The sequence below is a fragment of the Saccharopolyspora hattusasensis genome, from assembly GCF_050972075.1.
In the GTDB taxonomy this organism is placed as follows: Bacteria; Actinomycetota; Actinomycetes; order Mycobacteriales; family Pseudonocardiaceae; genus Saccharopolyspora; species Saccharopolyspora hattusasensis.
In genome coordinates this window covers 8652905-8673389 of sequence record NZ_JBPCDC010000001.1, presented here as the reverse complement: position 1 = coordinate 8673389, position 20485 = coordinate 8652905, and the positions used below count along the sequence as shown (strand labels likewise).

Genomic DNA, 20485 nt, shown 5'->3' with positions numbered 1-20485 from the left:
CCGGCCCGATATCGCATCCATCCCCCGCGTCAAGACCCGCTGACGTCGAGGGCGCGGGCGACGAGGGTGGCGAGGTGGACCGGCTCGGTCTCGCTGGTCTGGCGGAGTTGGGTTCGGCAGCTGAAGCCGTCGGCGACGATCTCAGTGCCCGGGTCGGCCGCTCGCACGGCCGGGAGCAGGGCTTGTTCGGCGCAGGCGATCGAGACGTCGTAGTGGCCGCGTTCGAAGCCGAAGTTCCCCGCCAGGCCGCAGCAGCCCGAATCCAGCATCCGCGCGCGGGTTCCGGTGGCGTCCAATGTGGCCTGATCGGCGGCGAAGCCCAGTTCCGCGTGCTGGTGACAGTGGACCTGCACCAGCGCCTCTGGCCCGGATTCTGCTCGCCGCCACTGCGGGCAGGTCGGTTCGACCCATTCGGCGAATGTCTTGGTCGCCGCGGCCAGCGCCGCGACGTCCGGGTCGTGCGGCGCGAGTTCCAGCGCGTCGTTGCGCAGAAAGGCGGTGCAACTGGGTTCCAGGCCGACGACGGGCAGGCCCTGGTCGACTCGGGGCCGCAGCAGGCGGGCCGTGCGGAGGGCCATCGAGCGGGCGATGCCGAGCTGCCCGGTCGAATGCCAGGTCAGCCCGCAGCAGACCGGCTCGCGCGGCATCTCCACAGCGTGGCCGAGCGCTTCGAGGGCCGCGACGGCGTCCCGGCCGATCTGCGGATCGAAGTGGTTGGTGAAGGTGTCCGGGAACAGCACTACGCGGGTGGTAGCGTCGGCGATCGGGCGCCGCCCCGACCACCACGCCTGTAGTGTCTGCGGCGCCAGCTCCGGGACCGCGCGCCGGGCGTCGATGCCGCCGAGCCGCTTGAGCACTGGGGCCAGCGGTCCGGCGAGCACCCGGTTCGCCAGCTTCGGAACGCGTTGCCCCAAGCGCAACCACAGCGGCAGGAAACCCATCGAGTAGTGCGAGGCTGGGCGGACGCGGTGCCGGTAGTGGTGGTGCAGGAACTCGGCCTTGTACGTCGCCATGTCGACATCGACCGGGCAGTCCGACTTGCAGCCCTTGCACGACAAGCACAGGTCCAGCGCGTCCCGGACCTCCGGAGAACGCCAGCCGCGGCGGACGACACGACCGGCCAGCATCTCGAACAGCAGGTGCGCCCTACCCCGAGTGGAGTGCTTCTCCTCCTTCGTGGCCCGGTAGCTCGGGCACATCACCCCGCCTGTGGTGTTCAGGCATTTGCCCATCCCGACGCAGCGCCGGGTCGCGGCCGCGAGATCGCCGGAGTCGGCGTGCAGCGCCAGCGTGGTCCGGCTCGGCAGCCGGGGCGGGGCCACCAGCAGCCGCAGGTCGGCGTCAACCGGGCGCGGGCGCACGATCTGGCCCGGGTTGAGCAGGTCGTCGGGGTCGAAGGCGGTCTTGAACCGCTCGAACGCATCGATCACCTCGGGCGGGTACATCCGGGTCAGCAGCGCCGACCGGGCCTGGCCGTCGCCGTGCTCGCCGGAGACCGAACCGCCGTGCGCGACGACCAGATCCGCCGCCGCCTCCAGGAAGGCCCGGTACTCGGTCGCGCCGGGGGAGGACAGCAGGTCGAAGTCGATCCGGACGTGGATGCAGCCGTCCCCGTAGTGGCCGTAGGTCACCCCGTGGCGGCCGAACCTGGCCAGCAGCGCGTCGAATTCCCGCAGGTAGGAGCCCAGGCGCTCGGGCGGTACGGCGGCGTCTTCCCACCCGGACCACCGCTCGGAACCGGCCATCCGCGTCGAGTAGCCGGAGCCTTCCTCGCGGATCTTCCACAGCGCGGCCATCCGGGCCGGGGCGGTGTGGATCACGCTCTCCGCCCGTTCACCCATCGCCTCCGCGATGCGCTTCGCAGCCGCCTCGGCCCCGCCCTGGTCGGCTCCGCCGGATTCCACCAGCAGCCAGCTCCGACCGCCGGGCAGCAGCGGCAATGCGGGCGAGCCGGGGTTGCGCTGGCGCACGACGCCCACTAGTTCGGCGCTGAGCCCCTCGATCGCCAGCGCGTCCAACCCGCGCAGCCGGGGCACCTCGTCGGCCGCGGCGTAGGTGTCGGGGAAGCCGAGCACCGTCATCGCCCGGACCGGCGGGGAGGGCACCAGCTGGACCATCGCGCCCAGCACAACGGCGCAGCTGCCCTCGGTGCCGACCAGGGCCCGGGCCAGGTGGAACCCGTTCTCCGGCAGCAGCTGGTCCAGGTTGTAGCCGGACACCCGCCGGGTCAGGTCCGGGAACGAGCGGCGAACCAGGTCGCCGGCGTCATCGCGCAGCGCCCGCAGCTCCCGGTAGAGGCGCCCCGTCCGGTCGCCGCGCGTGCACAGCCGGTCCAGTTCGGCCGGCGAGGTCGCGCCGAGCTGCAGTCGGGTGCCGTCGGCGAGCAGCACGTCCAGCGAATGCACGTTGTCGACGGTCTTGCCCCAGGCGACCGAATGCGTGCCGCACGAGTTGTTGCCGATCATGCCGCCGAGCGTGCAGCGGCTGTGGGTGGAGGGATCCGGCCCGAAGGTCAGGCCGTGACCGGCGACCGCGGACCGCAGCGAATCCAGCACGACGCCCGGCTGCACGCGGGCCAGCCGCCGCTCGGGGTCGATGTCCAGGATTCGGTTGAGGTACCTGGAGAAGTCGAGCACCAGGCCGGGACCGACGGCGTTCCCGGCGATGCTGGTGCCCGCGCCGCGGCCGGTGATCGGCACGCCGTGCCGCCGGGCGATTGCGACCGCCGCGGCCACGTCGTCCTCGGAGCGGGGGAGCACCACGCCGATCGGGACCTGGCGGTAGTTGGACGCATCGGTGGAGTACAGCGCGCGGGTGCCGGGGTCGAAACGAACCGGGCAGGACAGCGCGCCGCGCAGCTCGGCGGCGAGGCCGTCGAACGAGGTGGCCATGAAAACGCCTCCTGGGTCGGGGCTCCTGTAGCGCATTCTGCCTGCCCCGGTCGCTGTAGGGGGACCACGACACGGTGCAGGTATTTCTGTATGGAGGCGACGAGCGGCCGGGGATCGTGAGCGGATAATGTCGCGGCTGAAACGAATCTTGGGCATCGTTCGAGGGGAGATCCACAGTGGCACGGTCCGTACTGGTGACCGGCGGCAACCGCGGCATCGGGTTGGCCATCGCGAAGGCCTTCCAGGCCGCCGGGGACAAGGTCGCGGTCACGCACCGCGGATCGGGCGCCCCGGAGGGGTTGTTCGGGGTGCAGTGCGACGTCACCGACCCGGAGCAGGTGGCCGCGGCCTTCGACGAGGTGGAAGCCGCGCACGGCCGGGTCGAGGTGCTGGTGGCCAACGCGGGCATCACCGACGACACGCTGCTGCTGCGAATGAGCGAGGACCAGTTCACCCGGGTCATCGACGCCAACCTGGCCGGTTCGTACCGGGTGGCCAAGCGGGCGGCCAGCAGCATGCTGCGCAACCGCAAGGGCCGGATGATCTTCATCTCATCGGTGGTCGGGCTCTCCGGGGGCGCCGGGCAGGCCAACTACGCGGCGAGCAAGGCGGGCCTGGTGGGCCTGGCGCGCTCGATCGCCCGGGAGCTCGGCTCGCGCAGCATCACGGCCAACGTGGTGGCGCCTGGCTTCGTCACCACGGACATGACCGACGCGCTGCCCGAGGACCGCAAGAAGGAGATCCTCGGCCAGATCCCGCTGGCCAGGTTCGCGGCAGCCGAGGAGATCGCGGCCACTGTGGAGTGGTTGGCCTCCGACGCCGCGGCCTACGTCACCGGCGCGGTGATCCCGGTCGACGGCGGCCTCGGGATGGGCCACTGAGTCCGGTCCGGTTGGACGGACGCAGTGGCCTGGCACAAGGCATTCCTTGGTCCGATGCTCATTGGCAATGATGGCGGCGTTGGTGGGGCCAGATGCCCAACACCCGGCGGCGCAGGACAGCCGCGACCGGACTCGGCGTCGATCGTGCCGGTGTTCTCGTCTCGGTTGCGGTGAGCGCAGAGGTTCTGCGTTGCGGCTGGTCAATGCTGCCTACACGGCACAAGTCGTGCCCTGGACGAATTTCGTTGGGGACCGTCGCGGGGACCGCCTTTATTGCACTCGGTGCGGGGTCGTGTGGCACGCGGATCATGCTGCCGCGATCAATGTCCTGCTGAAGGTAGGTGACCCCGGCATCGCCTTGTTTACGCCACACATGCGGGTGAGACAAACCTTGCGGGAAAACGATCGCCAACGGTCCAGACTGCCGGACCAGGACTTCAGCGCAACGCCTTTATGCGTGTGCGCGGAGGGCGAACCCATCCATCAGTGATCCACCGTGGTCAATGAATAGGAAGCAGGAAACACGTGAGCGGATTGCTCGAAGGCAAGCGGATTCTGATCACCGGCGTGATCACGGACGCCTCGATCGCGTTCCACGCGGCCAAGGTCGCCCAGGAACAGGGCGCCGAGGTGGTGCTCACCGGATTCGGCCGGATGAGCCTGGTGCAGCGCATCGCCGGCCGGTTGCCCAAGCCCGCGCCGGTGCTGGAGCTGGATGTGACCAGCGACGAGCACCTCGACAGCCTCGCCGACCGGGTGCGCGAGCACGTCGACGGCCTCGACGGCGTTCTGCACTCCATCGGCTTCGCCCCGGCGTCCTGCCTGGGCGGGGACTTCCTGGCGGCGCCGTGGTCGGACGTCTCGACCGCGCTAGAGGTCTCGGCGTACTCGTTCAAGTCGCTGAGCACCGCCACGCTGCCGCTGCTGAGCGACGGCGCCTCGATCGTCGGCATGGACTTCGACGCCCGCGTCGCCTGGCCCGCCTACGACTGGATGGGCGTGGCCAAGGCCGCATTGGAGTCGACCTCCCGCTACCTGGCGCGCGAGCTGGGGCCGAAGGGCGTCCGGGTCAACCTGGTGTCGGCCGGTCCGGTGCGGACGATGGCGGCCAAGTCGATCCCGGGCTTCGCCGACCTGGAGGCCGGCTGGGGCGACCGCGCCCCGCTGGGCTGGGACGTCAACGACCCCACCCCGGTGGCCAAGTCGGTGTGCGCGGTGCTGTCGGACTGGCTGCCCAAGACCACCGGTTCGATGATCATGGTCGATGGCGGCGTGCACGCCCTCGGCATCTGAGTTGCGACGCGCCCGCGGCCGGTGCCCCGGCTGCGGGCGCTCGTCGCGCGGCGGCATCATGGTCGGGTGAGCTTTGATGCGTTGCTGTTCCTGTCGTTCGGGGGCCCCGAAGGCCCGGATGAAGTCCGGCCGTTCCTGGAGAACGTGACCAGAGGCAGGGGAGTGCCGCCGGAACGCCTCGACGAGGTCGCCGAGCACTACCACCACTTCGGCGGGGTGTCGCCGATCAACCGGCTCAACAAAGACATCATGGCGGCCCTGGAGGCGGAACTCGCCGCGCAGGGCCGGGAGCTGCCGGTCTACTTCGGCAACCGTAACTGGCACCCGATGGTCGAGAAAACCGTCGCGAAGATGGCCGACGACGGGGTGCGCCGCGCACTGGTGTTCGCCACCTCCGCCTGGGGCGGGTACTCGGGTTGCAAGCAGTACCACGAGGACATCACGCGGGCCCGCGCCGCAGTCGGTGACCGGGCCCCGGAACTGGTGAAGCTGCGGCAGTTCTTCGACCACCCGCTGTTCGTCGGGGCCAACGCCGACGCGGTGCGCCGTGCGTTCGCCGAGCTGGACCCGGCGCAGCGCGAGAAGGCGCGCCTGGTGTTCACCGCGCACTCGATCCCGCTGAGGGCCGATGGGCAGGAGGGACCGGACGGTGCGCCGCAGTGGTATTCCCGTCAGGTCGCCGAGGCGTCGCGGCTGGTCGCCGAGGCGGTCGGGGAGGCCGACTACGACGTGGTTTGGCAGTCGCGGTCCGGCCCGCCGCAGGTGCCGTGGCTGGAGCCGGACGTCTGCGACCACATCGAAGACCTGCACGCCAAGGGTGTCCAGGCGGTGGTGGTCAGCCCGATCGGCTTCGTATCCGACCACCTGGAGGTGCTCTGGGACCTGGACAACGAGGCCAAGGACAAGGCCGCAGAGCTGGGCATGGGCTTCGCCCGCGCGGCGACGGCCGGTCCGGACCCGCGGTTCGCGAAGCTGATCGTCGAACTCATCGCCGAGCACACCGACGGCGTCGAGCCGCGGAAGCTCTCCGCCATGCCAGCAGCAGGTTCCACCACCAACGGTGAACCCTGCGCCCCCGGTTGCTGACGGGCCGGTTCCGCGTGGGGACACCTGTTCCGCCTTGAGGGGGCGGTGAGGCCGAGAACATCACCCGGAGCGCGTCCTCGGCCCCGCCCAGTTGGTCATTCGGGACGCGCGACGGCTTGAAGGACCGGTTCTAACGCATGCCGTCGCCGCACCTGGCTGTCCAGGTGATTTGGCGAAAGGGGTCACGTTTCCCGGAACGGGTGGATCAGGACTTCTCCGCTCGGTCGGCGAGGATACGGACCATCTCGGCGACCGACGCCCGGCGGGCGGCGCGGACCGCGTCGAACAGCGGGCGCAGGGCCTCCGTGCGGCCGCGGATCGCCGAGGCGGACATGGCAGCGCCGGGCGCGTCCTCGGTGGCCACCCACAGGATCGCCTCGACCTCGGTGGCTCGCTGCAGGATCCGGAGGGTGCGCTGCGGCACGCCTTCCGGCCACGGCGGCGCAGGGCGGGACGCGACGGTTTTGCCGATCTCCTCCCGCACCCCGGGGCGGTGCTTGGCCACGCCGAGATCGATCAGCGCGCTGGCCGCTTCTCGCATCGCCGAGGCCATGCCGTGCTCGGCCTCGCCGATCGGCAAATGTTCGGTTGGCGGCAGATCGCCGATTTCGAACGCCGTCCAGCGCAGGACGCCCTCGGCGATGCGCTGCGGGACCAGCCCGATCCCGGCCTGCGGCAGCACGACGGCTTCGCCGACGCGCATCGCCAGCTTCGCGAACGGGCTCGAGCCGCCGAGGCCGCGGGCGTCGCCGGGCACCGGCAGCACTAGTTCGCTGTTCCCGGCCCCGGCTTTGCGCAGCGCTGCCAGCAGCAGCGCCGGACCGGCCGGGGTCTCCTGCGGGCCGGGAAGGTCCAGCCGCGCGGCCAGATCCGCGTCGGCGGCTTGCACCTCCTGCGACTCGGCCCAGGACTGCAGGGCATCGAGCACGTCGTCCGAAGCGGCTGCACCGTGCAGCCAGGCGGACGTCCAGACAACCATCGTGGCGCTTGGGCAAGGCACGTCGAAAGAGGGTACGGATCGGACCGCCGCCTTGTCGTCCGGGGGCGTTCCACTGTGATCTGTGCTTCGGCGGCGCGCCGCACACAAAGTTGTCCACGATCGGATTACCGTGACGCCTCGTGCGTTCGGTCAACTACGGCAAGGACATCCTCGCGGGCCCGCGACGGCGGAAGGTGCCCGAGATCCCCGCCGAACCCGGCCTGGTGGTCGAAGACCCGGCGAGCGGTTTCTGCGGCGCGGTGCTGAGGGTGGAGAAGGGCACCGTCGTGCTGGAGGACCGGCACGGCAAGCAGCGGCTGTTCCCGATGCGCCCGGCCGCGTTCCTGTTCGAGGGCAAGCCCGCGACGCTGGTGCCGGTGCGCGGCGCTGCCCAGGCGAAGCCGACGCGCTCGGCGTCCGGATCGGTGCGGGTCGAGGGCCTGCGGGCGCGCACCGCGCGGGGCAGCCGGATCTGGGTGGAGGGCCAGCACGACGCCGAGCTGGTCGAGCGCATCTGGGGGCACGACCTGCGGGTGGCGGGCGTGGTCGTGGAGCCGCTGCATGGCGTCGACGACCTGCCCGGGCTACTGGCGGAGTTCGCCCCCGAGCCGGGGCGGCGGGTCGGGGTGCTGGTGGACCACCTGGTGCCCGGCAGCAAGGAGTCCCGCCTCGTGGCGGGCATCGACGACCCGCACGTGCTGATCACCGGCCACCCGTTCGTCGACATCTGGGAGGCGGTCAAGCCGCAGGCACTGGGCATCGTGGGCTGGCCGCGGGTGCCGCGCGGGACGGACTGGAAGCAGGGGGTCTGCGCGGAGCTGGGCTGGCCCGAGCCGGCCGACGGCTGGCGGCGGGTCCTCTCGTCGGTGTCGAATTTCCGCGACGTGGAGACCCCGTTGCTGACCGCGGTCGAGCGGCTGATCGACTTCGTCACCGAGGACGGCTGAGGCCGACATCACGCGTTGATCACGCCCGGTGAATCGGCCAGCCGGGGCCTGTTCGCGTCTGCCACCATGGGAGACATGACACCCACGCTGCTGTGGCTCATCGCAGGGGTGCTGCTCGTTGGTGCCGAGGTGCTCTCCGGGGACTTCGTCCTGGTGATGCTGGGCGCCGCGGCTCTGGGCGCGGCGGGTGCTTCGGCGCTGGGCGCTCCGCTGCCGGCAGACGCCGTGGTGTTCGCGGTGCTGGGGCTGGGGCTGATCTTCCTGGCGCGACCGGCGCTGAAGCGACGGATGCACCACCCCGGTGAACTCAAGACCAATGTGGACGCGCTAGTCGGCAGGCATGCACTGGTGGAATCCACTGTGGATGCGCACGGCGGTCAGGTTCGCATCAACGGCGAGCTTTGGTCGGCTCGGGCGCTCGACGAAACCCAGGTTATCGAGGTCGGCCAGACGGTCACCGTCGTGGAGATCGCGGGCGCGACCGCCGTCGTGGGGACCGAGTTGTGAGGAGATGGATGTACGCATGACCGGACTGATCGTGCTAGTGGTCGTGGTGCTGCTGGTGCTGATCATCGCCGTGAAGTCGGTGATGGTGGTGCCGCAGGCCCAATCGGCGGTGATCGAACGGCTCGGGAAGTTCCGGTCGGTGGCCGAGCCCGGGCTGAACTTCCTGGTGCCGTTCTTCGACCGGGTGCGGGCCCGGATCGACCTGCGCGAGCAGGTCGTCTCGTTCCCGCCGCAGCCGGTGATCACCCAGGACAACCTGACGGTGTCCATAGACACGGTGGTGTACTTCCAGGTCACCGATTCGCGCTCTGCGGTGTACGAGATCTCCAACTACATCATCGCGGTGGAGCAGCTGACCACCACGACGCTGCGCAACGTGGTCGGCGCGATGAGCCTCGAGGAGACGCTGACCTCCCGCGACAAGATCAACACGCAGCTGCGCGGGGTGCTGGACCAGGAGACCGGTCGCTGGGGCATCCGGGTCGCGCGGGTCGAGCTCAAGGCCATCGATCCGCCGCCGTCCATCCAGGACTCGATGGAGAAGCAGATGCGCGCCGACCGGGAGAAGCGCGCGATGATCCTCAACGCCGAGGGCACCCGGGAATCGGCGATCAAGACCGCGGAGGGGCAGAAGCAGGCGGCGATCCTCGCGGCAGAGGGCCAGAAGCAGGCGGCGATCCTAACCGCCGAGGCCGACCGGCAGTCCAGCATCCTGCGGGCGCAGGGCGAGCGGGCCAGCCGGTACCTGCAGGCGCAGGGGCAGGCCAAGGCCATCGAGAAGGTCTTCGCGGCGGTCAAGCGCGGCAAGCCGACCCCGGAGCTGCTGGCCTACCAGTACCTGCAGACCCTGCCGCAGATGGCGCAGGGCGACGCGAACAAGGTCTGGGTGGTGCCCAGCGACTTCGGCAAGTCCCTGGAGGGCTTCGCGCGGATGCTCGGCGCGCCCGGCGAGGACGGCGTGTTCCGTTACGAGCCGCCGAAGGAGGAGCCGCCGACCGCCGCTCCGGAGGAGGAAGAGGAGTCGGTGAAGTCCTGGTTCGACACCTCGACGACCCCGGAGGTCGCGGAAGCGGTGCGGGCGGCTGAGGCGGTGGCGCGCAAGGAGGTGCCCAGCCCGGGCATTCCCCCCACCGCGCTGCCGGAGCCGCCGCAGCAGCAGGGCTGAGCGGAGTTCGTCCGAGGCTCGGCGGGACTGAACGTCCCGCCGAGCCTTTTCGTTGCCGCATCGAAGGGGTTCGGGGGGTCGGCTGCCCGCGTATGTCCCGAAGCTCCAGCTGTCGCCTTCCGGATCCCGGACAGAGAACTCCCGCGAGCCGTGATCCTGGTACACGAGTTCATGGACGATCTCGGCGGGTAGCCTGCCCCGACCCTGTCCGGCAGGTCGGACGTCCTTTCATGCCGACGACAGTGCGGTGCCGACCGTCAGAAGCTGAACGACCTCATGCGGGTATTAGGCCGATCTGATTGCCATTACCGGGGCATCGTCTGCGCGCTCGGCGTCGCGAAATGCGTACTCGCGACCTGGCATTCGAAGCTCGGACGAAGCGCAACCTGTCGCTGGCGCGACAGGTTGCGGAATGCATCGGCAGGGGCCCCGGGTCGGCCGCCGCTGCCCGCGGGGTTTCGATCGGGATCCGTGGGCGCTACCGCAGTTGGTCGCGGCGGCGGGTCAGGGCGGCGGCCTCGGCGGTGTTGCCGGCCAGTCCGATGGCTTTGGCGTAGGCCGCGCGCGACTCCTGGCTGCGGCCCAGCCGGCGCAGCAGGTCGGCGCGGGTCGCTTGGTAGGCGTGATAGCCCGCCAACCTCTCGTCGAGACGGTCCACGGCCACCAGCGCCACCTCCGGGCCGTCCAGCTCGGCAACCGCGATGGCCCGGTTGAGGGCCACGATCGGCGACGGGTCGATGCGGACGAGCTGGTCGTAGAGGGCGACGACCTGCGACCAGTCGGTGTCGCGGATGTCGCGGGCGGAGGTGTGCACGGCGTTGATCGCGGCGAGGATCTGGTAGCGACCAGGAGCCGCCCCGCCGGCGGCAGCGGCCAGGCGTTCGCGCACCAGTCGATGTCCCTCGGCGATCAGCGCCGCGTCCCAGACACCACGGTCCTGCTCGCCGAGCGGGACCAGTTCACCGTCGGCCGAGACCCGGGCGGTGCGGCGGGCCTCGGTGAGCAGCATCAGCGCGAGCAGCCCGGCCACCTCGCCGTCCGCCGGCAGCAGGGCACGGATCAGCCGGGTGAGCCGGATCGCCTCGGCGGTCAGGTCGTCCCGCACCGGATCGGTGTCCGGGCCGGTTGCCAGGTAGCCCTCGTTAAATACCAGGAACAGGACGGCCAGCACGCCGGACACGCGGGCCGGGAGATCCTCGCTGGACGGCACCCGATACGGGACGCGTGCCGCCTTGATCTTGGCCTTCGCGCGGGTGATCCGCTGTCCCATGGCACTCTCGGCGACCAGGAAGGCGCGGGCGATCTCGGGCACGGTCAGACCGCCGACCATGCGCAGCGTCAGAGCCACGCGGGCTTCCGTCGCCAGCGCCGGGTGGCAGCAGGTGAAGATCAGCCGGAGCCGGTCGTCGTCGATGGCGCCGGGAGGCTCGGGCGGGTCGTCGTCGTACACCATCTGAGCCTCCTTGTGCTTGTCGTCGCGCTTGTTCTCGCGCCGGATGCGGTCGATGGCCTTGCGGTTGGCGGTGGTGGTCAGCCAGGCGCCGGGGTTGGGCGGCACGCCGTCGGCCGGCCACCGCTCGACGGCGGTCGCGAACGCCTCGGCGGCCGCTTCCTCGGCGATGTCGAGATCGCCGAAACGCCTGGTCAGGGCAGCGATCACCCGGGCCCACTCCTCGTGGTGCACCCGGATGATCGCCTCCTCGACGTCGCTCACTGGAACGGCCGCACCTCGATCTTCCGATCGCAGACCTTCGACGCCTCGGTGGCGAGTTTGAGCGCCACATCCAGATCGGGGGCCTCCCACACCCAGACGCCGGCAAGGTACTCCTTCGACTCCACGAAAGGCCCGTCGCTGAACACCGCCTGCTCGCCCCGGTTGTCGATGACCGTGGCCGTGGTGGTGTCTGCGAGTCCGCCCGCGAAAACCCAGTAGCCCTCGGCGATCAGCCGTTCGTTGAACGCGCTGATGGCAGGCTGCCTGTCCGTGCTGCCGGGATTGCTCTTGTCATCGATCACGGAAACCAGGTACCGCATCTGAAGATCATCTCCTGTGGTGTGTCAAGACTGTGTGGTGTGCCGGTCAGGTGCGTCAGTTTCCTGCGTACTGCGGGCGCCCGGCTGGCCGGTAGGCCTGGACCGTCACGCCCTTCGAGTCCACTCGCGACTCGACCAGGTCGAGCGCGAGATCCGGGCCGGTCTCCGGGAACAACCGCGCGCCCTGGCCGAGAATCACCGGGACCACGATCAGAGTCATCTCGTCGACCAGATCGTTCGCCAGCAGCCACCGGGTCAGGGCGCCACTGCCGTGCACCTGCAGCTCACCCCCCGGCTTGGCCTTCAGGTCCGCGATGGCGGTCGCAAGATCGTCGGACAGGACGGTGGTGCCCGACCACGCCGGGTCAGTGAGTGTGGTCGATGCCACGTACTTGGGCCGTGTGTTCAAGGCCCGCATGACGGGCTCCCAGCCAGGGACATCCTGGACCGTCCAGGCTCCCCACGAGCCTGCGAACAGCTCGTAGGTCCGCCGGCCGAACAGGAACGAGTCGGCGCGCTGGTAGGTCTCGTTGATGAACGTCACGGTCTCGTGGTCGCCCTTCCCCCGGGCCCATCCGCCGCGCTCGAATCCGTTCCTGCGGTCCTCATCCGACGCGCCGCCGTTTCCTTGCATCACTCCATCGAGGGTGACCTGAGTCATGGTCGTCAGCTTCATGATCGCGGTTCCTTTACCTTGGCGCCGCCCCTTTGCGGGCGGCCTCACCCCTGCTACGAACACCTCCGCCCCGATCCGACACCGCCTCCCGGATTTCTTTCGGAGAACTTTCCGCCGACGCCGGTCGTCAGCGATCCGGCAGCACGGCAGTTTCGCGGCGACCGCGCTCCACTTCCTCAAGCGCGCCCAGTGCGGACAAGCTCTTGGACCAGATCGATCGCGAAGATCCGGACCAGTGGTGGCGGGCATCGAACGGCTCGGGCGCGAGGGCGACCAGCCCCCTGTCGTGTCACCGACGGCCCCCAAAAACCCCGCTTCCGCGCACGCATTGTCCACAACGGACACGATGATGATCATCATTCGTTGCGCTGACGAGCGACAACGAAGCCAAGCAATGGCCACCCGCACCGGACCCGACGCCGAGGGCCTGGCCGACCTCGCCCACCAGGTCGGCCAGTCGCGCCCCCGAACTGCGTCTCGGTCACGTCCCGAGGCTAGGCGGCAGGTCCAACACCAGCGGGGCGAATCCGGCGAAACTGCCGCAGCTCGTCAGTTTTGCAATCACGATTATTTCAGTGTTGATCGAAATTAAGTCCCCCCTCAGCGACGTCGCAAAGGCTTGAGGGGAGAGCCGAACAGCCTCAGAGGTCCGATTCCGGGTCGAGATAGGGGCCGCCGGCGACCCCGAAAGCGCGGACCGTGCCGAGCAGGTGCTTGCGCAGCCGGGCCTTGGCCAGCTCCGGGTCGCCGTCCCGGATCGCCGACGCGAGGTGTGCGTGCTGCTGGGTGATGCGAGGGCGCACGGCGTGGGTGCGGGCCGTGGCGGTGATCCGCATCTGCTTGTCGCGCAGGGCGTTGTAGAGGTCGGCGACCACCGGGTTTCCTGCCGCGGCCACCAGGGTCGCGTGGAATGCGCGGTCGGCCTCGTGCATCCCGGCGTCGCTGAGCTCGGCGGCATCGCACGCGGGGTGCGCGGCTAACTGCTCGCCGACGGCGGCCATCGCGTCCCGGCCCTGCATGGCGAGCTTGTCGATGGCGAAAGTCTCCAGCGCGAGCCGGGCTTCCACGACCGCCCGGGCCTCGGTGGGGGTCACCGGCACGACCAGCGCACCCCGCTTCGGGTAGAGCCGCAGGAACCCCTCGGTCTGCAGGCGCAGGAACGCCTCGCGCACCGGGGTGCGCGACATCTGCAGCGCGTTCGCCACCTCGCCCTCGGACAGCAGGTCGCCGTCGGGGTAGCTGCCGTCCAGCAGGCCGGCCTTGACGTGCTGATACGCGCGGTCCGCGGCGGGCGGCCCGGGTACGGCGGGAGTGGCGGAGGACACGGGGTCGCGTGGTGTTGCGCTCGACACGAGGTCATCCTACTTCCGCGCATCTTGTATCTATGGTGAATACAAGATTCTCCAAGACCGTCATGACCGCGTCACTCATCGGGGAGAAGGGCGATCGCCCCAGATCGTCGAAGGTGGCGTGGCTGGTGTGGCGAGTCGGCGCGCTCTGCTATTGCGCGGCGCTTTTCCACCCGCCAGCCTCGGCGTGGCGGCACCGGAGGCGCTGCGGCGCTTCGACACCGGCCCGGCGGTCCTGGCGCTGTTCTCCGCGCTGCAGCTGGGTGTCTAATTGGTCCTGCAGGTGCCGTCGGGGCTGCTGGCCGACCGAACCGGTGGCGCTACACCCTGGGGTTGTCCACGGCTGTGGTGCTGGTGTGGGCGGTACTGGTCCTCTGGCCGGGGACGTTGCCGATGCCGCTGCTGGTGGTGGCGCTGGTGTTCATCGGCGCTGGCGGTGGCGGGGCCATGCTGGCCTTCGACGGGGCGCGGATGGCCAACGCGGCGCACCGCTGCGGAACCGCCTCGGGTGTGGTGAACATGGGCGGATTCAGCGCGGCGGTGCTTCCAGCTGCTGGTCGTCGCGGTGCTGCAGTGGCTGCGGCGGCCGAAGACGAGCTGCCCCGGCGAGCCGCCTTCACACGCTCGGCCGTGGGGATAGGGTCGGTTGGCGGACGTAGCACCTGGTCGGCCAACGGCGGTCGGCCCGGCGATGGAGGCCTGTCTTTTGACCACGGTGTTGGAACTACACAACTTCGTCGACGGCGAGCCCGCCGACACCCTGGCCGGCGAGACGCTACCGCTGGTGGATCCGAGTACCGGCGAGGAGTACGGCACCGCTCCGCTGACGCGCTGGATGGACGTCGACGCGGTGATGGCGGTGGCCGCGTCGGCGTTCGAATCCTGGTCGCAGACGACGCCCCGGCAGCGGCAGCAGGTGCTGCTGGACGTCGCCGACGCCGTCGAGGAGAGGGCCGATGAGCTGGTGGTGGCAGAGTGCCGCAACACCGGCAAGCCCTGGTCGGTGGTGCGCGACGACGAGCTGCCGACGGCGGTGGACCTGATCCGCTTCTACGCCGGGGCGGCGCGGGTCCAGGAGGACGGGGCCGGCGGCGAATACCGGCCGGGGCACACGTCGTTCTCGCGGCGCGAACCGATCGGGGTGTGCGCGCAGGTCACGTCGTGGACGCATCCGCTGCTGCTGGCCGCGGCGAAGTTCGCGCCGGCTCTGGCTGCGGGCAACACGGTGGTGATCAAGCCCGCGGAGACGACGCCGGTGAGCACCGCGCTGCTGGTGCAGATCGCGGGCCAGTTCTTGCCCGCGGGCGCGTTGAACCTGATTTGCGGGGATCGCGACAGCGGCCGGGCGATGGTGGCGCATGAAGTGCCCGGGATGTTCTCGATCACCGGCACGGTCCGGTCCGGGATGGAGGTCGCGGGTTCCGTGGCCGCCGACCTCAAGCGGGCGCACCTGCAACTCGGCGGCAAGGCCCCGGCGGTGGTGTTCGACGACGCGGACGTGCCGCGGGCGGCCCGGCGGATCGCGGCTGCGGCGTTCGGCAACGCGGGGCAGAGCTGCACGGCGGCAAGCCGTGTGCTGGCGGGTCCGGCGGTGTTCGACGAGCTCGTGGTGGCGTTGGCCGAGTGGGCCGAGGCGATGCGTCCGGGGCCGCCGCAGGATCTGGACGCGGCGTTCGGGCCGTTGAACAGCCTGGGGCAGCTGGAGATCGTGCAGGCGCATCTGGAGCGGTTGCCGGAGCACGCGCGGATCGTCGTCGGTGGGCGGCGCAAGGGGGAGCGGGGCTTCTTCTACGAGGCGACGGTGGTCGCCGGTGTGGAGCAGGACGACGAGCTGGTGCAGAACGAGGTGCTCGGGCCGGTGCTGACGGTGCAGCGCTTCGACAGCGAGCAGGGGGCTGTCGAGCTGGCCAACGGCGTGCGTTACGGGCTGGTGTCGAGCATCTGGACGCGCGACCACGCGCGGGCGATGCGGGTGTCGCGGCGGTTGCAGGCCGGCACGGTGTGGATCAACACGCACCACCCGTTCACGGCGGAGATGCCGCACAGCGGGTTCAAGCATTCGGCGTCTGCTCGCGACTTCGGCCGCTACGGCCTGGAGGAGTACAGCCGGATCAAGCACGTGATGTCGGCCTGGGACGAGGAATAGCGGTCCTTACCCGGCGGGGCTCGCCTCAGGCGTGCGCATGGCGGTGGCCAGCAGGGCCGCGGCGGAGCCGGTGAGCTGGAGGCCGCAGCGCCAGACCGCGTGCAGGGGGCGGTGCAGGTCGAGCGCTGCGACGGGGACATCGACGAGGCGTTTCTCGGCGAGGTCGGTGGCGACCGCGAGGACGCTGAGGACTGCGGGCCCGGCGCCGGCGACGACGGCGTTGCGGGCAGCTGTGGTGGAGCGAAGCTCCAGCAGCGGGGTGACCGGGTCGGCACCGACTCCGGCGAGCGCGCGGTAGAGGGTTTCGCGGGTGCCGGAGCCGTGTTCGCGCACGATCAGCGGGGTCGCGGCGAGTTCGGTGGCGGTCAGCGGACGGCGCAGCCGGGCCCACGGGTGCTCTGGCGGCGCGACGACGACCATGCGGTCGCGGGTCACGAACCGCACCGAGACGCCTTCGGGCGGGACCGGGGTTTCGATGAAGCCGAGGTCGGCGTGTCCGTGGCGGACGGCTTCGGCCACGGATAAGGAGTTGGCCACGTCGAGCTCCAGGTGCACGTCGGGCAGCGTGCGGCGCAGCTGGCTGATCCAGCGGGGAACGAGGTATTCGGCGACGGTCATGCTGGCGGCGACGCGGAGCTTGGCCTCGTGCTGGGCACGCAGCGCGCGCACGCCGTTCATCAGGCCGTCGACGTGCGCCAGGACCTGCTTGGCCCAGTCGCAGACCATGACCCCGGCAGGGGTGAGCGTGCAGCCCTGGCGGGTGCGTTCCACCAGCGGTAGGGCGAGTTGGCGCTCCAGCCGGCTGAGGCGCTTGCTCGCCGAGGGCTGGCTGACCCGCAGCTCGGCCGCTGCGGCTCCGATGCTGCCGAGCTCGCCGACGAGGACCAGGAGCCGGAGCGATTCGGGGTCGGGCGGGGTCATGCGCTCAGGATAGGTCAGCAGCCGGTGTGAATCCGCTGCTTGCCGCCTGTTTCGCTGGTCGGGCATGCACTTTGGCTATGACCTCCTGTGCAGATCATGGCTACTGCGCGGGCGGCGTCGTGGCGAGCCTGAACGGGTGACGAAAACCTTCAGCTCGCAGCAGTCAGGTGCAGGCATTGCGGTGTTGTGGCCGGGTCTCGCGGTCACCGCCGTGGCGATCGCGGTGTCCATGGCGATCTGTGGGCGGTTTCCGGCGGTGAGCGCGTTGACCGTCGCGGTGGTCGTGGGCATCGTGGCCGGCAACGTGCCGGGTTTTCCGGCGTCGGCGCGGCCGGGCATCGCGTGGTCGACGAAGAAGTTGCTGCGCGTCGGGGTGGTGCTGCTGGGTTTGCAGCTGTCGGTGACGCAGGTGCTGGGGCTCGGTGCGGGCACTGTGGTGGCTGTGCTGCTGATTGTGGCCCTGACCTTCGTGGGGACGTTGCTGATCGGTCGGTTGATGGGGGTTCCGCGCGGGTTGTCGATGCTGGTGGCGACGGGTTTCTCGATCTGCGGTGCGTCGGCGGTGGCGGCGATGGAGAGCGTGGTCGAGCGCGATGACGAGGACGTGGCCACGAGCGTGGCGATGGTGACGGTTTTCGGGACCATCTCGATGCTTGTGTTGCCCGCGGTGGCCGTTGGGTATGGGTTGTCGGGCGATGAGATCGGCCGTGTCGCCGGCGGCAGCGTGCATGAGGTGGCGCAGGTGGTGGCCGCCGCGTCGCCGGCCGGCGCGGCCGCGGTGGCGGTCGCAGTGGTCATTAAGCTCAGCCGGGTTGTCCTGCTTGCGCCGATGGTGATTGCGGTCAGCGTGGTGGAGCGCCGCCGCAGCGCCGCCGACAGTGGCAAGCGGCCACCGATCATGCCGCTGTTCGTGCTCGGATTCCTGGTCGCGGTGGCGGTTCGCAGCGGGGGTGTGCTGCCGGAGGCCGTGCTGGACGGCGCGAAGCAGCTGACCACCCTGCTGCTGACGGGTGCGCTGTTCGCGCTGGGGTTCGGGGTGCGGATCAAGGCGCTGCTGCGAAACGGCGCCAAGGCTTTCGCGCTCGGCGTCTGCTCCACGATTCTGGTGACGGGCCTCGGCTTCGCCACCATGCTCACCCTGGCGTGAAGTCGCTCCGATCAGGAGGTTCTGGGGCGCTGCCAGGGGTGTGCCCGCTCGTAGGTGCGGGCCGCGCGGAGGACCTTCGCGTCGCCGTGGCGGGGGCCGACGATCTGCAGGCCGATCGGCAACCCGTCAGCGGTAAGTCCACAGGGGATGCTCGCGGCGGGCTGCTGGGTCATGTTGAATGGGTAGGTGAACGGGGTCCAGCTCGTCCAGCGCGGGCTGGGGGAACCGGCCGGGACCTCCGGGCCTGCTACGAACGCCGGGATCGGCACGGTCGGGGTGAGTAGCAGGTCGTAGGTCTGGTGGAACGCTCCCATGCGCTGTCCCATGAGCATCCGCGTGTTGGTCGCCTCCAGGTAGTCCTGGGCGGAGTAGGTCAGCCCCAGCCGGCAGATCTCGTGCAGGCCCGGGTCCAGCAGCTCCCGCTGCTCGGCGGTGAGGTGCTCGACGGACTTCGCGGCACCGGCGAACCACAGCACGTGGAAGTCCTCTACCGGATCGGTGATGCCGGGATCGACCTCCTCGACGACGGCCCCGAGCTCCTCGAAGGCCCGGGCGGCCGCGGTGACCGCGCGCGACACCTCGGGATCGACGAAGGTGCCGAAGCCGAGGTCGAGGCTGACGGCGATGCGCAGGCCCCACACTCCGGAGTCGAGCCGGTCCACGAAGGACCCGCTCGGCGGTTCCAGCGCGGACCAGTCCCGGCTGTCCGGTTCGGACAGCACGTCGAGCATCAGCGCGGTCTCGGTGACCGTGGCGGTCATCGGCCCGGCGTGGGCCAGGGTGCCGTAGGGGCTGGCGGGGTAGTGCGGGATCCGGCCGTAGGTCGCCTTGAGCGCGACGATGCCGCAGAACGCAGCAGGGATGCGCACCGAGCCGCCGCCGTCGGTGCCGATGGCCAGGGGGGCCATGCCCAGCGCTACGGCCGCAGCTGCACCACCGCTGGACCCGCCGGCGGTGCGAGTCGGGTCCCACGGGTTGCGGGTGATGCCGTGCAGCGGGCTGTCGGTGACGCCCTTCCACGCCAGCTCCGGTGTGGTGGTCTTGCCGATGAACACCGCGTTGTGCTCCCGCAACCGTGCCACCGCTGGAGCGTCGACGGTCCACTGCTGGTGTGGGTCGATGGTTCGGGAGCCGCGCAGCGTCGGCCAGTCCTTGGTCAGGAAGATGTCCTTGATTGAGGTCGGCACGCCGTCCAGCCGTCCGGCGGGTTCGCCGCGCTGCCAGCGTTGTTCGGATGCCCTGGCCTGCTCCAACGCGCGATCGGCGTCGACCAGGCAGTAGGCGTTGACCGCTTCGTTCGCGTCCGCGATGCGGCGCAGCGCCGCTTCGGTCGCCTCCACCGGGGACAGCTCGCCGGCGGCGTAGCCGGCGAGGAGTTCGGTGGCGGTGAGGTCGGCTGCCGTTCGGGCGGCCGGCTGGGTGTTGCCCATCAGTGCTCCGTTCCGCTGACGTAACCCCGGTGTTTGTCGACCACGTTGCGCAGCTGCGTGCCGTCGGTGTAGCTGCGCAGGTTGGCGAGGAAGAGGTTGACGAGTTCGTCGACCCAGCCGGCGGTGTCGCCGGACATGTGCGGGGAGACGAGCACGTTGGGCAGCTCCCACAGCGGCGAGGTCCCCGGCAGCGGCTCGGTCTCAAACACGTCCAGCGCCGCACCGGCCAGCTTCCCGGCGCGCAGGGCGGCGATCAGGTCGGTCTCGACGACGAGTTCGCCGCGGCCGACGTTGATCAGCCTCGCGCCTGGGCGGCAGTGGGCGAGGACCTCGGCGTCGACGAGCCCCTTGGTTTGCTCGGTCAGCGGGGCGGCGAGCACGACGTAGTCGAAGGCGCCGATGACGTGGGCGAGGTCGCTGGAGGCGTGCACGTCGCCGAAGTCCGGGTCGCCGCTGCGTCCGACGCGCCCCGCACCGGACACGGACAGCCCCGCGGTGGTGAGCTGGCGGGCGATGGCCCGGCCGATCGGGCCGGTGCCCACGACCAGCGCGTTCTTGTCTTCGATGCGTTCGGTCACGCGGTGCCGCCACTGCTTGCGGTCTTGCAGCCGCAGGGTGGTGTGCAGGTCCTTGGCGAAGGTGAGCACGGCGCCGAGCACGTATTCGGCCATCGGCCGGTCGAAGACGCCGCGGGAGTTGGTCAGCAGCACCTCGGAGTCGCGCAGGGCGGGGAACAGCAGGTGGTCGATCCCGGCGCTGGCCGCGTGCAACCAGCGCAGCGCGTCGGCGTGCGGCCATGCCGAGGTGATCGCGTCGGAGCGGAAGTCCCAGACGAACAGCACGTCGGCACCGGGCAGCGCGGTGGCTAGCTCGTCGGCGTCGGCGTAGCGGAGCTCGGCGTAATCCTGGATGCGGGCGATCTCCGCGGGCGGGTTCCCGTCGTGCAGGACGACGACGGTGGGGGTGCGGCTGATCATGACCTGACCTTAGGGGCTGTTGCGTGCGGGGCCGGGCAGCAGTGATCGTCGGGCGC

General features: G+C 70.4%; 20 protein-coding genes. 10 read left to right on the top strand and 10 right to left on the bottom strand.

The features are described 5' to 3' along the window. Positions 1-29: 29 nt before the first annotated feature. The gene (locus ACRXBZ_RS41200; RefSeq protein WP_433883693.1) at positions 30-2891 is read right to left on the bottom strand and encodes an FAD-binding and (Fe-S)-binding domain-containing protein; all 2862 of its coding nucleotides are present in this window, start codon (positions 2889-2891) and stop codon (positions 30-32) included. A gap of 176 nt (positions 2892-3067) precedes the next feature. On the opposite strand from ACRXBZ_RS41200, the gene fabG reads away from it, so the two are divergent. The 4 genes from fabG (at position 3068) to ACRXBZ_RS41180 (ending at position 6151) form a co-directional block, all read left to right on the top strand. Continuing rightward, positions 3068-3772, top strand: coding sequence for a 3-oxoacyl-ACP reductase FabG (fabG, locus tag ACRXBZ_RS41195; RefSeq protein ID WP_433883692.1), 705 nt, complete (start codon positions 3068-3070; stop codon positions 3770-3772). A 67-nt stretch (positions 3773-3839) separates the two neighbouring features. Continuing rightward, positions 3840-4262, top strand: a complete 423-nt coding sequence (locus ACRXBZ_RS41190; protein ID WP_433883691.1) for a zinc ribbon domain-containing protein — start codon at positions 3840-3842, stop codon at positions 4260-4262. Positions 4263-4297: 35 nt separating this feature from the next. Continuing rightward, complete coding sequence (fabI, locus tag ACRXBZ_RS41185; protein WP_168588842.1) at positions 4298-5065, top strand: enoyl-ACP reductase FabI; 768 nt, start codon at positions 4298-4300, stop codon at positions 5063-5065. Positions 5066-5131: 66 nt separating this feature from the next. Further along, the gene (locus ACRXBZ_RS41180; RefSeq protein ID WP_433884129.1) at positions 5132-6151 is read left to right on the top strand and encodes a ferrochelatase; all 1020 of its coding nucleotides are present in this window, start codon (positions 5132-5134) and stop codon (positions 6149-6151) included. Positions 6152-6356: 205 nt separating this feature from the next. Here ACRXBZ_RS41180 and ACRXBZ_RS41175 read toward each other — a convergent pair whose 3' ends face one another. After that, a complete protein-coding gene (locus ACRXBZ_RS41175) occupies positions 6357-7130 on the bottom strand; it encodes an Rv1486c family protein (protein ID WP_433883690.1) in 774 nt (257 codons plus the stop codon). A gap of 140 nt (positions 7131-7270) precedes the next feature. Here ACRXBZ_RS41175 and ACRXBZ_RS41170 point away from each other — a divergent pair, with 140 nt between their 5' ends. The 3 genes from ACRXBZ_RS41170 (at position 7271) to ACRXBZ_RS41160 (ending at position 9749) form a co-directional block, all read left to right on the top strand. Next, a complete protein-coding gene (locus ACRXBZ_RS41170) occupies positions 7271-8077 on the top strand; it encodes a DUF3097 domain-containing protein (protein WP_433883689.1) in 807 nt (268 codons plus the stop codon). A gap of 75 nt (positions 8078-8152) precedes the next feature. Beyond that, complete coding sequence (locus ACRXBZ_RS41165) at positions 8153-8584, top strand: NfeD family protein (RefSeq protein ID WP_433883688.1); 432 nt, start codon at positions 8153-8155, stop codon at positions 8582-8584. 16 nt (positions 8585-8600) lie between these two features. Beyond that, positions 8601-9749 carry an SPFH domain-containing protein gene (locus ACRXBZ_RS41160; protein ID WP_168588838.1) on the top strand — a complete coding sequence of 383 codons (1149 nt, stop codon included), beginning with the start codon at positions 8601-8603 and terminating at the stop codon, positions 9747-9749. A 478-nt stretch (positions 9750-10227) separates the two neighbouring features. Here ACRXBZ_RS41160 and ACRXBZ_RS41155 read toward each other — a convergent pair whose 3' ends face one another. From ACRXBZ_RS41155 to ACRXBZ_RS41140, 4 genes are all read right to left on the bottom strand, one after another. Further along, the gene (locus ACRXBZ_RS41155; protein WP_433883687.1) at positions 10228-11463 is read right to left on the bottom strand and encodes an RNA polymerase sigma factor; all 1236 of its coding nucleotides are present in this window, start codon (positions 11461-11463) and stop codon (positions 10228-10230) included. Continuing rightward, positions 11460-11783, bottom strand: a complete 324-nt coding sequence (locus ACRXBZ_RS41150) for a YciI family protein (protein ID WP_433883686.1) — start codon at positions 11781-11783, stop codon at positions 11460-11462. The genes ACRXBZ_RS41155 and ACRXBZ_RS41150 overlap by 4 nt, the downstream gene beginning before the upstream one ends. Positions 11784-11838: 55 nt before the next feature. Continuing rightward, complete coding sequence (locus ACRXBZ_RS41145; protein ID WP_433883685.1) at positions 11839-12459, bottom strand: dihydrofolate reductase family protein; 621 nt, start codon at positions 12457-12459, stop codon at positions 11839-11841. Between the two features lie 641 nt (positions 12460-13100). Continuing rightward, a complete protein-coding gene (locus ACRXBZ_RS41140) occupies positions 13101-13811 on the bottom strand; it encodes a GntR family transcriptional regulator (protein ID WP_433883684.1) in 711 nt (236 codons plus the stop codon). Between the two features lie 127 nt (positions 13812-13938). Between ACRXBZ_RS41140 and ACRXBZ_RS41135 the strand changes: the two genes are divergently transcribed. Then, positions 13939-14079 carry a hypothetical protein gene (locus tag ACRXBZ_RS41135; protein ID WP_433883683.1) on the top strand — a complete coding sequence of 47 codons (141 nt, stop codon included), beginning with the start codon at positions 13939-13941 and terminating at the stop codon, positions 14077-14079. Between the two features lie 49 nt (positions 14080-14128). On the opposite strand, the gene ACRXBZ_RS41130 is transcribed toward ACRXBZ_RS41135, so the two are convergent. Further along, complete coding sequence (locus ACRXBZ_RS41130) at positions 14129-14329, bottom strand: hypothetical protein (RefSeq protein ID WP_433883682.1); 201 nt, start codon at positions 14327-14329, stop codon at positions 14129-14131. Between the two features lie 194 nt (positions 14330-14523). On the opposite strand from ACRXBZ_RS41130, the gene ACRXBZ_RS41125 reads away from it, so the two are divergent. Beyond that, positions 14524-15954, top strand: a complete 1431-nt coding sequence (locus ACRXBZ_RS41125) for an aldehyde dehydrogenase family protein (RefSeq protein ID WP_433884128.1) — start codon at positions 14524-14526, stop codon at positions 15952-15954. A gap of 6 nt (positions 15955-15960) precedes the next feature. Here ACRXBZ_RS41125 and ACRXBZ_RS41120 read toward each other — a convergent pair whose 3' ends face one another. Next, on the bottom strand, positions 15961-16875 hold the full coding sequence (locus ACRXBZ_RS41120; RefSeq protein WP_433884127.1) for a LysR family transcriptional regulator: 915 nt from the start codon (positions 16873-16875) through the stop codon (positions 15961-15963). Positions 16876-17056: 181 nt separating this feature from the next. Here ACRXBZ_RS41120 and ACRXBZ_RS41115 point away from each other — a divergent pair, with 181 nt between their 5' ends. Further along, the gene (locus ACRXBZ_RS41115; protein WP_433884126.1) at positions 17057-18022 is read left to right on the top strand and encodes a YeiH family protein; all 966 of its coding nucleotides are present in this window, start codon (positions 17057-17059) and stop codon (positions 18020-18022) included. A gap of 11 nt (positions 18023-18033) precedes the next feature. Here the strand turns inward: ACRXBZ_RS41115 and ACRXBZ_RS41110 are convergent, their stop codons facing one another. After that, positions 18034-19452 carry an amidase gene (locus ACRXBZ_RS41110; RefSeq protein ID WP_433883681.1) on the bottom strand — a complete coding sequence of 473 codons (1419 nt, stop codon included), beginning with the start codon at positions 19450-19452 and terminating at the stop codon, positions 18034-18036. Further along, a complete protein-coding gene (locus ACRXBZ_RS41105; protein ID WP_433883680.1) occupies positions 19452-20429 on the bottom strand; it encodes a D-2-hydroxyacid dehydrogenase in 978 nt (325 codons plus the stop codon). The genes ACRXBZ_RS41110 and ACRXBZ_RS41105 overlap by 1 nt, the downstream gene beginning before the upstream one ends. Between the last annotated feature and the right edge of the window lie 56 nt (positions 20430-20485).